Genomic DNA, 14,398 nt, shown 5'->3' on the forward strand with positions numbered 1-14,398 from the left:
TTCCGGCTGCTTTACGACGCTCACCGCGTCGTCATCGGTGCATGCCGGTAAGCTGACCGAGACACGTTCGCCCGGGTGGCGCGGTCGGACACCGGCCACCGTCTCCCTCAACGACGAAAGCAGGTTCGACCGGTGGCAACATCGACGCGCCCAGACCCGAAGAAGACGGATCGCTACGGCATCGAGCGGGTGACGGACGACGACCCCGGTTTCGTCGACAAGATGCGCATGAAGTACGAGTGGTTCGACCACATCATGCGCATGCAGGAGCGGTACTCGCAGGAGGGCGGCAACCACTTCGCCGCCGGCGTCACGTATTTCTCAGTCCTGTCGGTCTTCCCGCTGTTGATGCTGGTGTTCGCCATCATCGGTTTCGTGCTGCGCGGCAACGACGAGATGATGCAGCAGATCGAGGACGCCATCACCGACAATCTCAGCGGTGAGATGGGCGAGACGGTGTCGGCGATCATCGACAGCGCGGTCAGCCAGGCCGGCGGCGTGTTCACCATCGGTTTCGTCACCGCCCTGTGGTCGGGCCTGAGCTGGATGGGCAACCTGCGCATGGGCGTCACCGCCCTGTGGAAGCGTCCGATCCTCGCCGAGAATTTCGTGCTGGGCAAGCTGCGCGATTTGGTTCGCCTGCTGGGCATGATGCTGATGATCGGCCTGACCTTCGCCATCACGGCGATCGGTTCCTCCGGCCTGACGGCGACGCTGGTGGAGCGCGTGGGCTTGGACGAGGTTCCGGGCATCGGCACCTTGACGACGGTCGTCGCGATCCTCATCGGCCTGGTGGCCAACTGGGTCCTGTTCTTCTGGATGCTCGCCACGCTGCCGCGAGGCAAGGTTCCCCTGCGCCCCGCCGCCCAGGGCGCGGTCATCGGCGCCATCGGCCTCGAGGTGGTCAAGCAGCTGGGTTCGTTGTTCTTCTCCAACGCGCTGTCCAACCCCGCCGGCGCGGTCTTCGGCCCGATCATCGGTTTGATGGTCGTGTTCTACCTGATCTGGCGCATCACCTTGTACGCCTCGGCGTGGACGGCCACCACCGAGGAGGCGATGGCGATGGAGACGCCGGATCTGCCGCCGCCGGCCGTGATCCACGTCCGCCCGGAGGCTTCCCGCGAGCCCCGCGGACTGGCCAGGCTCCTGCGGCTGTAACGGCCCCGCGAACGTCGACGACGCCGCCCCGAATCGGGGCGGCGTCGTCGTCTGTGGATCAGCGTCGGCGGGTGCGCACAGCCCATGTGCCGATGCCGATGAGCAGCAACCCCGCGACGCCCGCCACGATGGCGACGTCACCGGTGGACGGACCGCCGTCACCATCGTCGTCGGGGGCGCCGAGGACCTCGTCCTCCATGTCCTCCGGCCCGAGGCCATCGGCGCCGTCGCCGTCGGCGGGAACTTCCAAGTCGCCGATCGCCGAGCCGCGCTTCGTCGCAAAGCCCGCTTCCAACAGTGCCGCGGACTGCTGCCAGGCCCGGTGCCCCTCCTCGACCGTCGTGTCCAACACGACGGTGCCCAGACGGCGGCCGTCGCGGGCGGCGAAACCCACGAACGTGTGGCGGGCGTCGTCGGTGAACCCGGTCTTGCCGCCCATCGCGCCCTCGAAACCCGAGGCGATGAGCTGATTGTCGTTGGACATGGTGAAGCCCTCGATGCCGGCCTCCTCGTCGCCCGGCATCTCGGTCAACGCCGTCGCGCTGAGCCGCTCGTAGGTGGGGTCGTTGAACGCCGCCCGGTAGAACAGCGCCATGTCGAACGCGGAGGTGACCTGGCCGGGGCCGTCGAGACCCGTGAAATCGGCGATGCGGGTGTCGCTCGCGCCAAGCTCGCGGGCCTTCCGGTTGACCTTGCGCAGCGTCTCCTCGCGGCCGCCCAACGCACCCGACAGCGCGGAGGCGGCGTCGTTGCCCGAGCTCATCAGCAGCCCCAGGAGCAGCTTTTCGACGTCGTACTCGACGCCTTCGAGGATCCCGGCGCGCGAGCCCTCGATCGCGGCGTCCTCGTGGCGGGCCGTGACCGTGCGATCCAACGGCAACTCCTCGATGACGACGAGCGCCAGCAGCACCTTCGCGATGGACGCCGGACGGTACCGGCCATGCGGGTCCTTCGCCGCGATGACGTCGCCGGTGCCCGAGTCGAAAACGATCCACGACGACGCCGCCACCTCCTCGGGAACGTCGAAACCGCGGGCGGCGACGACGGCGCAATCGGACATGCGCGGACCGCCCGCCGGCGTCTCCGGCACGGGCAGGGGATCCGGGGAGGGCATGCCGGGGGCGGGAACCTCGGAGGAATCGACCGCCGGCGGGGGAGTGGTCCGGTACGGGCACTTCCCCGTGTCGCGGCGCCCCGGCGCGGGGCCGGGGGACTCCTCTTCCTCCGAGGTCTCCGGCGGCCCGGCGTCGCCGGAGGGCGCGGGGGCGGTCGTTTCCGCGGTGGCGCCCGGCGCGGCGAACGGGATCGGCTCGGCCGTCGGCGACGCGAGCGCGGCGGGCGGCCCGGCGATCGGGGCGGATCCAAACATCAGCGACGCGGCGACCGCGAGGGCCGTGCCCCGCGGGACCCTGCCCATGGCGCGGAGGGAATTCATGGTGTCCACGACCGATCACGCTAGTCTGCCCGGATAACCCCGTCGGTTTACGGGGGCCGGTGTTTTCGTCCGGCCCGTGCCGGAAAGGGCCGAGGTTTTCGGCGGCCGTGCAGGAATGGAAGAGCGGCGCAAATTTTTATACGGTGAGCAGTCATGCACAACTCCCCCGAGATGCCCCTCGATCCGCTGCAGGTCGAGGCGAATGTCGTCGCGGATCTGCCGAAGGTCGTGCTCCACGATCATCTCACCGGCGGAATGCGCCCCTCCACCCTCATCGAGCTCGCCGCGCAGGCGGGTTACGACGGCCTGCCCTCGGATGATCCGGAGGAGGTCGCCCGCTGGTTCGTGGAGGCCGGCACCGCGGGCAGCCTGCCCGGTCACCTCGAGGCCTTCGCCCACACCACCGCCGTCACGCAGACCGCCGAGTCCCTGACCCGCGTCGCCCGCGAGGCGGTCGAGGACCTCGCCGGCGACCGAGTGGTCTACGCGGAGCTGCGCATCGCCCCCGAGCTGCACGTCGACGGGGGCCTGTCCATGCAGGAGGTCGTCGACGCCGTCGTCGAGGGCCTGAGTCAGGGTGAGCGGGCCGCCGGCGAAGCCGGGCACGACATCACCGCGCGCCTGATCCTGTCGGCCATGCGCGACCGCGACCGCACGGTGGAGGTCGCCCAGCTGCTCGTGGACAACCTGCCCGACAACACCGACCACGACTACGTCGTCGCCTTCGACCTGGCGGGCCCGGAGGAGGGCAACTCCCCGGGCCGGCACGCCGAGGCGTTCGCCCTGCTGCGCGACAACCTTGCGCCGGTGACCATCCACGCCGGCGAGGGCGCGGGCCTGGAATCCGTGCGCGCCGCGGTCGTCGCCGGCGCCAACCGCATCGGCCACGGCCCCCGCGTTTTCGAGGACCTCTCCGCGAGCATGGACGGCATCGAGCTGCAGCGCCTGTCCGGCCACATTCGCGACCGGCGCATTCCGCTCGAGCTGTGCCCGACGTCCAATGTGCAGACGGGCATCGTCGACGCGATCGCGGATCACCCGTTCCCGCTTCTCGACGACCTCGGCTTCACGTGCACGGTCAACACCGGAAGCCGCCTGCTGTCCGGCACGACCATGACCCGCGAGATGATGATCCTCGTCGAGGTCTTCGACTACGGCTACACCGAGCTGTTCCAGTTGACCTGCAACGCCATCGAGAGCGCCTTCGCGGATCTGCCGACCCGCGAGCGGATTCTGGACACGCTGATTTACCCGCCGTACCTGGAGCTCACCGACCAGGACGGCGACGGCGAGATCGACCCCTGCGAGGACGAGCAGCCGACCATCGGCTAGGTTCCCGCGGAGCAGAGACCAGTTTCTGCGGCGGAGATGCGACGAGGGCCGCCATCCGGTTGATCCGGGTGGCGGCGCTCGTCGACGTTCGTCAGAGCCCGAGTGTCAGAGCTTGGTGGTGAAGCGGGCGGTGAGGCCCTTCTCCAGCCGCGCCCAGCCGTCGGCCTCGTCGTCGTACGGCGGCACCGGCTCGGACTGTTCGCCGGTGTCGAGCAGGTAGTTGAGCAGCCACTGCAGCTGCTGGTTGCCGGCCAGGACCTCGTTGACGGCGTCGTCGCCGGCCCAGTCGGCGGAGTCGGCGAGCAGCTCGTAGGCGCGGCCGAGCTGCTCCGTGTCCACGCTGGCCGGGCCCGCCTTGATGTCCTCGATCAGGCCGGTGAAGGAGTACTCGTTGTCCGGGTGGACCACGGCGTCGAGTTCGCCGGCGTTGGCGGCGGTCATGATGTCGTCCCACGTGCTCAGGGTGGCCAGGTCGTGGTCGTCGTTTTCCAGAAGCCAGCGCACGAGGGTGCGCGGTTGCGGGAAGGTGTTGATGGAACCGTTGCGGCCCAGGAACACCGGGGCGCCGTTGAGGTAGCAGCGCAGGGTGTACAGGGTGCGGCCGCCGATGGCGATGCGCACCGGGTCGATGCCCGCCTGCGCCCACACCGACGAGTCGTACGGGTCGGCCTCCTTCGCGGCAGCGGCGGCGGCCTCCTTTTCCTTCAGGCGGGCCTCCTTCGCCTCGGCGCGGCGGGCCTCGATGGTCTTCTCCGCCTCCTCCAGGTCTGCTTCCGCGGTTTTCACCGCGTCGACGTCGATGTCGCCGGCGGCTTTCCGTCCCTTTTCGAAGAGCTCGTCGAGCGCGTCGATGCAGCCGTCCCAGTTGAGCAGGATCACGCGACCGATGGCGGACCACTGCGCGGCGCCGGCGCCGTGGAAGTGATCGGCGCCGTTGGCGGTCGACGCCAAGATCGAGTTCGACGCGAACATGCGGTTGATCGGCGTGAGGTCGGTGATCGCGCCGATGGAGCGGGTGATGGTGAACGCCCGGTCGACGGTGGAGACGTGGTCGTAGTCGGCCTTGCCCGCCAGCGCCTCCGGCAGACCCACGAGGTCGTGGCGGTCGCGGGGATCGGCGATGACCGACGCGGGCAGCTCGCCTTCGAAGCGGCGCCACGACGGGTGGGACGTCATGTCGTGGTCGGCGCCGGAGCGCAGGAACGCGAGCAGCTCGGCGCGGGACGAGAACATCAGGGCGTCGTCGCCGTTGCCCAGCAGGGACTGCCATTCGGCGTTGCCCTCCCGCCAGCTCGGCGCCCACAGCGTGTACGCCGTGCCTTCGGTCAGCTCCAGCTCAATGGCGACGATGCCCTGCCTGGCCATGGTCCGTCCTAACGTCGTGTCATCGGTGATCGGTGCACCCGGAAGGATACCCGGCGGGGTGCCTCGACATGTCACGGCACGGTGGATCAGCCGGTGGGTCGCCAGAAACCCTTGAATCCCATATCCATGTTGGTCGTTCGGATCGGGTTGACCTGCACGGGATCGCCGGCTTCCACCATCTTCCCGTCGCCGACCACCATGGCCACGTGTCCGTCCCAGACGACCAGGTCGCCGGGCAGCAGCTCCGAGGCATCGACCGGCCGTCCGACGGTCTGCTCGGCGGCGGTGCGGGGAATGTCGACCCCGGCTTGCCCGTACGCCCACTTGGTCAGTCCGGAGCAGTCGAGTCCGACGCCCGGGGTGTTGCCGCCCCATTGGTACGGGGTGCCCACCGCGGACAGGGCGTGCTCCACCGCGGCCTTCGCCTGGGGAGTCGGCGCACCATCGCCGGCCCCCGGTACGGCCCCAGACACGGCACTCGATCCGGCCCCCGCTGCGGTGTCCGTCGCGGATGCCGGCACCATCGCGGCGGCGGGCACCGTCGGGGCGTCGGGAATGTCGACGTCGGACGCCGCGATGGATTCCAACGTGGCGGTCGGGTCGGCGAGTTCGCCGTCCAGCCGCGTCAGGCGGTCGCCCGCCCGCATCAACGCCTCGATGGCGTTGCCCTGCATTCCGGCCATCGACGCCAGGGGAGCGGCCGGCCCGGCGCCCGCCGCAGCCGCCGCGGACCCGGCGCATTCGAGCAGGAACTCGGAGGCGATCACCGCCAGGTCCAACGCGGCGGCCGCGATGAGCCCCAGGCCCTCGGCTGCGGCGGCGTCGATGCCCGTGGCGTGCCCGTCGAGCGTCCCGGCACCCGCGGCGGCCCTGCGCAGGCTGGCCGCAGCGGCCTCGCCGCCCTCGCCGGCCCACTGCCCGGCGACGGCGTCGGCGACCGTCCACCAGTCATCGACGAGATGGGGCGCGGCCGCGGGAACCGCCGCGGCGAGATCGGAGACGACGGGCACGGCCGACATCAGCAGCCGGGGAACATCCTGCATGGGCGACGCCAGGGCAGACGGTGCCAGAGCGGAGAACGTCGGCGGGATCACGCCATCACCTCACCGTCGCGACCGAACCGGGCCGACGACGACGCCTCGGCATCGCCCACCTCCCCGGCCATCCAATCCAACGCACCGGCGGCCCCGTCGGCGTAGCGGCCCAGCGCCGCGACACGCCCCTCCTGCGCCCGCGCGGCGGCGTCCAGGGCGGTGAAAAACCGCACGACGCCCGAATCCGGGGCGATCGCGGCCCCGTCGGCGTCGTCAAGCAGGGACACCCCGCCCACCTGCGGCGCGGATGCGGGAACCAACCCGCGCAACCGCCGCGCGGACTCGGCAAGAACGTCGGGGACGACGGAAAGCTGGGACATCGGGGAAGAAAAAACGGATGACGAACTCGGCATGATGCTCCTCGGATCGTGGATGCGTGTCAGCCCTTTAGACGCGCCCCGACGCCGAACGGTTCCAACGAAAATTCCGCCGCCCCCTGCCCGCCGCCCCCGCCGTTGTATTTTTGGAGGCATGGACATCACCGTCGTCGACCACCCGCTCGCCGCGTCGCGCCTCACCATCATGCGCGACGCCCGCACCGACAACTCCGGATTCCGGGCCGCCCTCGCCGACCTCGGCGCGATGCTCATCTACGAGGCCAGCCGCGACCTCGACGTCGAGGAATTCGACGTGGAAACGCCCGTGACCACCGCCCGCGGCCACCGCCTGCGCAAACCCCCGATCATCGTGCCGGTCATCCGCGCCGGCCTCGGCATGATCGACCCGGCCCTGTCGATGATCCCGGACGCGCAGGTCGGCTTCATCGGTCTGGCCCGCGACGAGGAAACCCACGAACCCGTGCCCTACCTCGAGGCGCTGCCGCACGACCTGTCCGGGCAGCCGGTGTTCCTCGTCGACCCGATGCTGGCCACCGGCGGCTCCCTGCTCCACGCGCTGCGGCTGCTCGTCGAACGCGGCGCCGACGACATCACCGCCGTATGCATGGTGTCGGCGCAGGAAGGCGTCGACGTGCTGGAAAAGTCCGGCTACCCCGTGCGGCTGATCACCGCGACCATCGACCCCGATCTCAACGACGACAAGTACATCGTGCCCGGCCTCGGCGACGCAGGCGATCGCCTGTACGGGCCGCGCAACATCGACTTGTAGGGCGCTTTACGACGCCCGCCCCCACGTCGTCGCGCCCTGGTTTTGGCGAACCTTGTCGTTTTCCGTGATGAGCAGACCGTCGGGGCTCATCTGGTACTTCCAGCCGCCGTTGCGGGCGACGATGCGATCACCCTCGTCGACGATGATCGGGGCCTCGAGCGAGCCCGTTTCGCCGGCGTCGCCGCGGTAGTACTTCGAACCGCCGGGGGTGCGGCACGCGGCGGCGTGGGTGCCGTCGGCGGTGGCCAGGACGGCGAAGGCCTCGTCACCGGCGTGGCAGCGGGCGCGCGTGCCGATCCAGCCGCGTTCGTCGACGTCGCTGCGGCCGGTGCCGAGATCGGGCCGCGGCTCCGAGGTGGGGGAGGAGGACGTCGTCGAGGAGGTGGTCGACGGCGTCCGCGACTCGGAGCTGGAGGTGCTCGAGCCGGTGGAGCTGCGGGTGCTGCTGGAGGTGGAGGTGCTCGAGCTGCTGCTGGAGGTGCTCGCGCTGGTCGAGCTGCGGGTGTTGCTGGAGGTGCTCGCGCTGGTCGAGCTGCGGGTGCTGCTGGAGGTGCTCGCGCTGGTCGAGCTGCGGGGGCTGGAGCTCGTGGAGGTGTTGGAGCTGCGGCTCGTCGACGATTCCGGACGCTCGGAGGTGGCCGACGTGTCGGACGTCTCCGTCGGGGCCGGGGCCGGGGTGGGCATCTCCGGCTCGTCGTCGCCCATGGCCAAGTACAAACCCAGCGCGACCGCGACGACGAACATGAGTGCCGTAGCAGTCACGCCGATGGCGATGGCCAGGGTTTTCGTCGTCGTGGTGCCGCGCTTGCCGGAGGAGCTCATGCGCTCATTCTGACACCATCACGGCGCGAATGTGAAAGATGGGGCGGAAGTTGCCGTTTGGGCGCATGTGGCCCGGCCGGCGTCGTATTGTCCGGCGTCAAAACCTCGGACATGGCGGTTAGTCGACAAATGCAGCCACGGTTTTTCTCGTCCTGGGCTTTTACCGACGTTTACTCGGCGTGAGGCTGCATTTGTCGGATTCGCGGCATTCTCCGCGCGCTCCTCCCGGCGGTTTCTCACCCTGCCTCCATTCACCGGGGCGCACTCCTCCGGGGCACGCTCCTCCGGGGCGCACTCCTCCCGGCGGTTTCTCACCCCGCCTCCATCCGCCGGGCCGCACCCGGCGGCGCGGGCGGACGAGGTGCAGGCAAGCGTCGTCAAGCACAAGCCGAACCGTCACGCGGCCAACCTCGCGAGCAGCGCCAACGCCACCGCGGGCACGGTGACGGCGACGAAGGTCCGCGGGCCGCGTCCCACCCGGGCGGACCCACCCCGCAAAGCCGGAAACCGGGTGCGCCTACACTCGTAAATCGTGATCGAGGACTTCATTCGGGAATGGTGGACGCGCAACGAAGGCCAGGTGCTCGCCTGGCGCCGGCACTTGCATGCCCACCCCGAGCTGTCCCACATGGAGCACGGCACCACCAAGTTCGTCGCCGACAAGCTGCGGGCCGCGGGGCTGGAACCGGTGATGTTCCCCAACACCGGCCTCATGGTCGACATCGGCGACGCCGACGACCATTCCGGCGCCGCCGGGGAGCGCATCGGTCGACTGGCCTTCCGCGGCGACATGGACGCCCTGCCCATCACGGAGGCAACCGGTCTGTCGTACGCCAGCGTCAACGAAGGCGTCATGCACGCCTGCGGCCATGACTTCCACACCGTGATCACCCTGGCCACGGCCATCGCCATGGCCGAATACCAGCGCGAGCACCCGCTGCCGGTGCCGCTGCGCTTCATCTTCCAGCCCGCCGAAGAGGTCATGGTCGGCGGCGCCCCCGACGTCATCGAATTCGGCGCCCTCGACGGCGTCGAGCGCATCTTCGCCGTCCACTGCGAGCCGAAGCTGCGGGTCGGGCAGGTCGGCGTGCGCGTCGGGGCGATCACGTCGGCGTCGGACACCCTCGACATTCGCGTCGAGGGCCCGGGCGGCCACACGTCCCGCCCGCACCTGACCGCCGACGTGGTCTACGCGCTGGGCAAGCTGATCACCGATTTGCCCGGCTTGCTCAGCCGACGCGTCGATCCGCGCACCGGCACCGTCCTGGTCTTCGGTTCCGTCAACGCCGGCTACGCGGCCAACGCCATCCCCGCGGAAGGTCGGCTGCAGGGCACGATCCGCACCGCCGACATCAAGACGTGGCGCGCCATCGACCCGCTGTTACGCGAACTGATCGCCGAGGTGCTCGCCCCGACGGGCGTCACCCATCGCCTCGACTACGAGCGCGGCGTGCCTCCGGTGCTTAACGACGACTACTGCACCGCCCTGGTCGCCGAAACGGTCCGGCGCGTCGACGAGAACGCCGTCATCGAGGCGCCGCAGTCTTCGGGCGGCGAGGATTTCGGCTGGTACCTCGAGCACGTGCCCGGCGCCATGGCCCGACTGGGTTGTTGGTCGGGGCGCGGCGAGAAGCACGATCTGCACCGCGACGACCTCATCGTCGACGAGCGCTGCCTCGGCGTCGGCGTCCGGCTCTTCGGCGGCATCGTCGCCCGCTACGAAGACGGCGACTCCGACCGCACCGCCGGCATCAGGTGACCGGGTGGCGGTGCATCGGCCGTCGCACCGTGCCGGCGGGGAATGCCCGACCGGCGAAATCCCGCGCCTCCACTACACTGGTGCGGGCACTGCAACGCAATTTTGGAGGACCCGTGACCAAGAGGATCGTGATCATCGGCGGTGGCCCCGCCGGCTATGAGGCCGCGCTCGTCGGCGCCAAGTACGGTGCCGAGGTCACCGTGGTGGAAGACGCCGGAATGGGCGGTTCCTCCGTCCTGTACGACTGCGTCCCCTCCAAGGCGTTCATCGCCGCCACCGGCGTGCGCACCGACATGCGCCGCGCCGACGACATGGGTCTGCGCCCCGATTTCTCGTCCCGCAAGATCGATTTCACCGCCGTCAACGACCGCGTGCGCCACCTGGCGGAGTCGCAGTCGGAGGACGTCCGCGCGCAGATGGAGCGCGAGGGCATCCGCATGCTGCAGGGCCGCGGTCGCCTGGACGACTATGAGCCGGGCCGCATCACCCACTACGTCACCGTCGAGCTGCTCGAGGGCGGCGAGGAGACCATCGAGTGCGATCTGGTGCTCGTGGCCACCGGCGCTTCCCCGCGCATCCTGCCGGGCGCGCTGCCGGACGGCGAGCGGATTTTGACGTGGCGACAGGTCTACGACCTCGAGGAGATGCCGGAGCACCTCGTCGTGGTCGGTTCCGGCGTCACCGGCGCGGAGTTCGTGTCCGCGTTCACCGAGCTCGGCGTGAAGGTGACCATGGTGGCCTCCCGCGACCGGATCCTGCCGCACGAGGACGCCGACGCGGCCGACGCGCTGGAGGAGGTGCTGCTCGAGCGCGGCGTCGACGTGGTGAAGAACGCCCGTTGCGACCTGGTCGAGCGCACCGACGACGGCGGCGTCCGCGTGGTCACCTCCGACGGCCGGGAGGTCATCGGATCCCACGCCCTGATCACCGTCGGTTCCATTCCGAACACCTCCGACCTGGGCTTGGAGGCCGTGGGCGTGGACATGACCCAGTCGGGCCACATCAAGGTCGACCGGGTCTCCCGCACCTCCGTGCCGGGCATCTACGCCGCCGGCGACTGCACCGACCTGTTCCCGCTGGCGTCGGTTGCGGCCATGCAGGGCCGCATCGCCATGTACCACGCGTTGGGCGAGGGGGTGTCGCCGATCCGCCTGCGCACCGTGGCCTCGGCCGTGTTCACCCGCCCGGAAATCGCCACCGTCGGCGTTTCCCAGGCGCAGATCGAGTCGGGCGAGGTCTCCGCCCGCGTCGAGGTGTTCCCGCTGGCCGGCAACCCGCGCGCGAAGATGCGTTCGCTGCGCCGCGGCTTCGTCAAGCTGTTCTGCCGCAAGAACTCCGGCATGATCATCGGCGGCGTCGTCGTCGCGCCGACGGCCTCTGAGCTCATCCTGCCCATCGCGGTGTGCGTGTCCAACCAGCTCACCGTCGCCGACCTGGCCAGCTCCTTCTCGGTGTACCCGTCGCTGTCGGGCTCCATCACCGAGGCCGCGCGCCAGCTCATGGCGCACGACGACCTGGACTAGGACCTCGCGCCTTCGGCCCGCGTACGGGCCCCGTGGGGAAACGACGAAAGCCGCCCGGTTGAACCGGGCGGCTTCGTTCATTGTGGTCGCCGCACGCCTCGATGTCGTTGCGGGGACCTCGACGTGGTTGCCGCGGCCTCGAAAGGTGCCGGGGGGAGTGAACCTACTTCGCCGTCAGCTCGGCGTACTTGGCCTCCACGGCGGAGACGTCCGGGTTGGTGGCGTGAGTGCCGTCGGAGTACAGCACGGTGGGCACGACGCGGTTGCCGTCGTTGACCGACTCGACCCACGACGACAAATCCTCGTGCTTCTCCACGTCCCACGCCTCGAACGGCACGCCGCGCTCCTTCAGGCCGACGATCAGCGCCTGACAAAACGGGCACCAGCTGGTGGCGTAGATGGTCACGGCTTCGGTGGTCTTCGGCAGGGGCGTCTTTTCGTTGCTCATGTTCATGTCAACGCCGGCCGCGGTGGCGATTGTTCCGTTCGGTGGCGTGAGGTGGCGAACATCACTGTCCGCGCGGGCCCGCAGTGTCGTGTGTCTCCTTGGCGACGCGGTGCCCGCGCTACTCGGAGGCCGCTCAGAAATCGTCGTCGGAACGTGGCCGCCACGTGGTGAAGCGAAAACGCGGGCCGTTCGACGACACGGTCCATTCGCCTTTTCGCACCGGCGTCCACCCGAGCAGCTCGGGTGCCCGCACCGGGGTGTCGATCTCGTAGACGCCGTCGACCTCGGTGACCTCGCACTCGTCGGCGAGGCGCAGGGCGTCGCGGTAGACGCGGCCCCCGCCGATGATCCACGCCACGGGCACGTCGCCGAGCAGATCCAGGGCGGCGTCGAGCGAGTGGGCCAACTCCGCGCCGGGGACGTCCTCCGGCGTCAGCGACCGCGACAGCACCACGTTGCGGCGGCCCGGCAGCGGACGGAACCGCTCCGGCAGCGAATCCCACGTGCGGCGGCCCATGATCACCGGCGCGCCCATCGTCGTGGCCTTGAAATGCGCCAGATCCTCCGGGATGTGCCACGGCATCGTCGCCCCGTCGCCGATCACGCCGTCGGAGGTCTGCGCCCACATCATGCGGATGGACGCCGGGCGGCCGGGACGCCGGCCGTCGTCAAGCGAATCCCGCTCCGTGCCGAACTCGGACATCAGACCGACACCTTGCCCCGGATCGGCGGATGCGGGTCGTAGCCGACCACCTCGACGTCGTCGAAGTCGTAGTCGAACAGCGACTCCGCCTTGCGCAGCTTCAGGGTCGGATAGGGGCGCGCGTCGCGGGACACCTGCAGCTCGCACTGCTCGACGTGGTTGTCGTAGATGTGGCAATCGCCGCCGGTCCAGATGAACTCGCCGACCTCCAGGCCCGCCTGCTGGGCGAACATGTGCGTCAGCAGCGCATAGGACGCGATGTTGAACGGCACGCCCAGGAACATGTCCGCGCTGCGCTGGTACAGCTGGCAGCTCAACTTGCCGCCGGCGACGTAGAACTGGAACAGCAGGTGGCACGGCGGCAGCGCCATGTTCTCCAGCTCGCCGACGTTCCACGCCGACACGATGTTGCGGCGGGAATTCGGGTCAGTCTTCAGCGTCTCCAGCGCGCGGGAAATCTGGTCGACGTGCCGGCCGTCCGGCGTCGGCCACGACCGCCACTGCACCCCGTACACGGGGCCCAGGTCGCCGTCGTCGCCGGCCCACTCGTCCCAGATGGTCACGCCGCGATCCTGCAGCCACTTGACGTTGGAATCGCCCCGCAGGAACCACAGCAACTCGTAGATGATCGACTTGAGGTGGACCTTCTTCGTCGTCAGCAGGGGGAAGCCCTCGGACAGGTCGTAGCGGATCTGCCGGGCGAACAGCGACCGCGTGCCGGTGCCCGTGCGGTCGGCCTTCGGGGTGCCGTCGGCGAGGATCTCGCGGAGGAGATCCTCGTACGGGGTCTTCACGGACTGGTCGGACGGGGACGTGATCGCGCTCATGCGGCCAAGGGTACCGGCCCGCCGAAAGCGGGTCAGCGGGGCGGTAGGAGGGCGGCTAGAAGTCGCCGTGCTCCTTCTTGTACTCGGCGACGGCGGCGAGGATGTCGTCCGCGATTTCCGGGCGGCAGAAGAGCATGTCCGGCATGAAGGTGTCGACCTGGTTGTACACCGGCTCCGAACCGTCGAGGCGGGACACGTGCAGGCCGGCGGACTTGCACACGCCGACCGGGGCGGCGGAGTCCCACTCGTACTGGCCCCCGGCGTGGATGTAGGCGTCGACGTCGCCGAGCAGCACGTGCATGGCCTTGGCGCCGGCGGACCCCATGTGGACCAGCTCGCGGTCGAGCTTGTCGGCGACGAATGCGGCGACGGCCGGCGGGCGGGTGCGGGAGACCACGATCTTGCCGGACATCGGGCCGGTGACGGCCTTGACTTCGCCGGTGTGGAAGACCTGGCCGAGGTCCGGCAGGCCGACGGCGGCGTGGACGGGCTTGCCGTCTTCGATGAGCGCGATGTGCACGGCCCAGTCCTGCCGGCCGCCGGCGAATTCGCGGGTGCCGTCGAGCGGGTCGATGATCCAGACGCGGGAGTTGTCGAGGCGATCGCGGTTGTCGGCGGCCTCTTCGGACAGGACGGCGTCGTCGGGGCGGTGCTGCTGGAGAACGCGGGCGATCCATTCCTGCGACAGGGCGTCGCCGGCGTCGCCGAGGACGCGGCCGCGCAGCAGTCCGACGTTGCGGACGCCCTTGAGGATTTCGCCCGTGCCCAGGGCCAGTCGGAGGGTCAGGATGTCGTCGTCGACGTAGGCAGACATGTCTCCGATCA

At 69.8% G+C, this 14,398-nt stretch carries 14 protein-coding genes; 6 read left to right on the forward strand and 8 right to left on the reverse strand.

All coding sequences use genetic code 11. From position 1 onward, the window contains the following. Positions 1 to 132 precede the first annotated feature (132 nt). The gene (locus CFREN_RS02190) at positions 133 to 1,158 is read left to right on the forward strand and encodes a YhjD/YihY/BrkB family envelope integrity protein (RefSeq protein WP_070519270.1); all 1,026 of its coding nucleotides are present in this window, start codon (positions 133 to 135) and stop codon (positions 1,156 to 1,158) included. Between the two features lie 58 nt (positions 1,159 to 1,216). Here the strand turns inward: CFREN_RS02190 and CFREN_RS02195 are convergent, their stop codons facing one another. Further along, the gene (locus CFREN_RS02195; RefSeq protein WP_244979855.1) at positions 1,217 to 2,593 is read right to left on the reverse strand and encodes a D-alanyl-D-alanine carboxypeptidase family protein; all 1,377 of its coding nucleotides are present in this window, start codon (positions 2,591 to 2,593) and stop codon (positions 1,217 to 1,219) included. Between the two features lie 153 nt (positions 2,594 to 2,746). Here CFREN_RS02195 and CFREN_RS02200 point away from each other — a divergent pair, with 153 nt between their 5' ends. Then, a complete protein-coding gene (locus CFREN_RS02200; RefSeq protein ID WP_070519387.1) occupies positions 2,747 to 3,925 on the forward strand; it encodes an adenosine deaminase in 1,179 nt (392 codons plus the stop codon). Between the two features lie 105 nt (positions 3,926 to 4,030). Here the strand turns inward: CFREN_RS02200 and CFREN_RS02205 are convergent, their stop codons facing one another. The 3 genes from CFREN_RS02205 to CFREN_RS02215 form a co-directional block, all read right to left on the reverse strand. Then, the gene (locus CFREN_RS02205) at positions 4,031 to 5,290 is read right to left on the reverse strand and encodes a SatS C-terminal domain-containing protein (protein ID WP_070519386.1); all 1,260 of its coding nucleotides are present in this window, start codon (positions 5,288 to 5,290) and stop codon (positions 4,031 to 4,033) included. An 86-nt stretch (positions 5,291 to 5,376) separates the two neighbouring features. Beyond that, the gene (locus CFREN_RS02210; protein WP_239251503.1) at positions 5,377 to 6,384 is read right to left on the reverse strand and encodes a C40 family peptidase; all 1,008 of its coding nucleotides are present in this window, start codon (positions 6,382 to 6,384) and stop codon (positions 5,377 to 5,379) included. Next, on the reverse strand, positions 6,381 to 6,704 hold the full coding sequence (locus CFREN_RS02215; RefSeq protein ID WP_209654148.1) for a hypothetical protein: 324 nt from the start codon (positions 6,702 to 6,704) through the stop codon (positions 6,381 to 6,383). Before CFREN_RS02215 ends, CFREN_RS02210 begins: the two co-directional genes overlap by 4 nt. Positions 6,705 to 6,855: 151 nt before the next feature. Here CFREN_RS02215 and upp point away from each other — a divergent pair, with 151 nt between their 5' ends. From upp to CFREN_RS02235, 4 genes are all read left to right on the forward strand, one after another. Further along, positions 6,856 to 7,491 carry a uracil phosphoribosyltransferase gene (gene upp / locus CFREN_RS02220; RefSeq protein WP_070519384.1) on the forward strand — a complete coding sequence of 212 codons (636 nt, stop codon included), beginning with the start codon at positions 6,856 to 6,858 and terminating at the stop codon, positions 7,489 to 7,491. Between the two features lie 241 nt (positions 7,492 to 7,732). Then, a complete protein-coding gene (locus tag CFREN_RS02225) occupies positions 7,733 to 8,326 on the forward strand; it encodes a hypothetical protein (RefSeq protein WP_209654146.1) in 594 nt (197 codons plus the stop codon). Positions 8,327 to 8,845: 519 nt separating this feature from the next. After that, a complete protein-coding gene (locus tag CFREN_RS02230; protein WP_209654144.1) occupies positions 8,846 to 10,072 on the forward strand; it encodes an amidohydrolase in 1,227 nt (408 codons plus the stop codon). Between the two features lie 113 nt (positions 10,073 to 10,185). Further along, entirely contained in the window at positions 10,186 to 11,595 is a 1,410-nt protein-coding gene (locus tag CFREN_RS02235; protein ID WP_070519381.1) for an NAD(P)H-quinone dehydrogenase, read from the forward strand. Between the two features lie 163 nt (positions 11,596 to 11,758). Here CFREN_RS02235 and CFREN_RS02240 read toward each other — a convergent pair whose 3' ends face one another. The 4 genes from CFREN_RS02240 to CFREN_RS02255 form a co-directional block, all read right to left on the reverse strand. Next, on the reverse strand, positions 11,759 to 12,043 hold the full coding sequence (locus CFREN_RS02240; RefSeq protein ID WP_070519393.1) for a mycoredoxin: 285 nt from the start codon (positions 12,041 to 12,043) through the stop codon (positions 11,759 to 11,761). 133 nt (positions 12,044 to 12,176) lie between these two features. Beyond that, on the reverse strand, positions 12,177 to 12,746 hold the full coding sequence (locus CFREN_RS02245; protein ID WP_209654142.1) for a dihydrofolate reductase: 570 nt from the start codon (positions 12,744 to 12,746) through the stop codon (positions 12,177 to 12,179). After that, positions 12,746 to 13,573: a thymidylate synthase gene (locus CFREN_RS02250; RefSeq protein ID WP_209654140.1), complete on the reverse strand. Its 828-nt coding sequence runs from the start codon at positions 13,571 to 13,573 to the stop codon at positions 12,746 to 12,748. Before CFREN_RS02250 ends, CFREN_RS02245 begins: the two co-directional genes overlap by 1 nt. A gap of 55 nt (positions 13,574 to 13,628) precedes the next feature. After that, complete coding sequence (locus tag CFREN_RS02255) at positions 13,629 to 14,387, reverse strand: 3'(2'),5'-bisphosphate nucleotidase CysQ (RefSeq protein ID WP_209654138.1); 759 nt, start codon at positions 14,385 to 14,387, stop codon at positions 13,629 to 13,631. Positions 14,388 to 14,398: the final 11 nt, after the last annotated feature.

The organism is Corynebacterium freneyi (assembly GCF_030408835.1).
Classification (GTDB): domain Bacteria; phylum Actinomycetota; class Actinomycetes; order Mycobacteriales; family Mycobacteriaceae; genus Corynebacterium; species Corynebacterium freneyi.

Bases quoted from the DNA above. Each gene is read 5' to 3' on its own strand.
- CFREN_RS02195 (WP_244979855.1), bottom strand. From the start codon at position 2,593: ATGAATTCCCTCCGCGCCATGGGCAGGGTCCCGCGGGGCACGGCCCTC.
- CFREN_RS02200 (WP_070519387.1), top strand. From the start codon at position 2,747: ATGCACAACTCCCCCGAGATGCCCCTCGATCCGCTGCAGGTCGAGGCG.
- CFREN_RS02205 (WP_070519386.1), bottom strand. From the start codon at position 5,290: ATGGCCAGGCAGGGCATCGTCGCCATTGAGCTGGAGCTGACCGAAGGC.
- CFREN_RS02215 (WP_209654148.1), bottom strand. From the start codon at position 6,704: ATGTCCCAGCTTTCCGTCGTCCCCGACGTTCTTGCCGAGTCCGCGCGG.
- upp (WP_070519384.1), top strand. From the start codon at position 6,856: ATGGACATCACCGTCGTCGACCACCCGCTCGCCGCGTCGCGCCTCACC.
- CFREN_RS02240 (WP_070519393.1), bottom strand. From the start codon at position 12,043: ATGAGCAACGAAAAGACGCCCCTGCCGAAGACCACCGAAGCCGTGACC.
- CFREN_RS02245 (WP_209654142.1), bottom strand. From the start codon at position 12,746: ATGTCCGAGTTCGGCACGGAGCGGGATTCGCTTGACGACGGCCGGCGT.
- CFREN_RS02250 (WP_209654140.1), bottom strand. From the start codon at position 13,573: ATGAGCGCGATCACGTCCCCGTCCGACCAGTCCGTGAAGACCCCGTAC.
- CFREN_RS02255 (WP_209654138.1), bottom strand. From the start codon at position 14,387: ATGTCTGCCTACGTCGACGACGACATCCTGACCCTCCGACTGGCCCTG.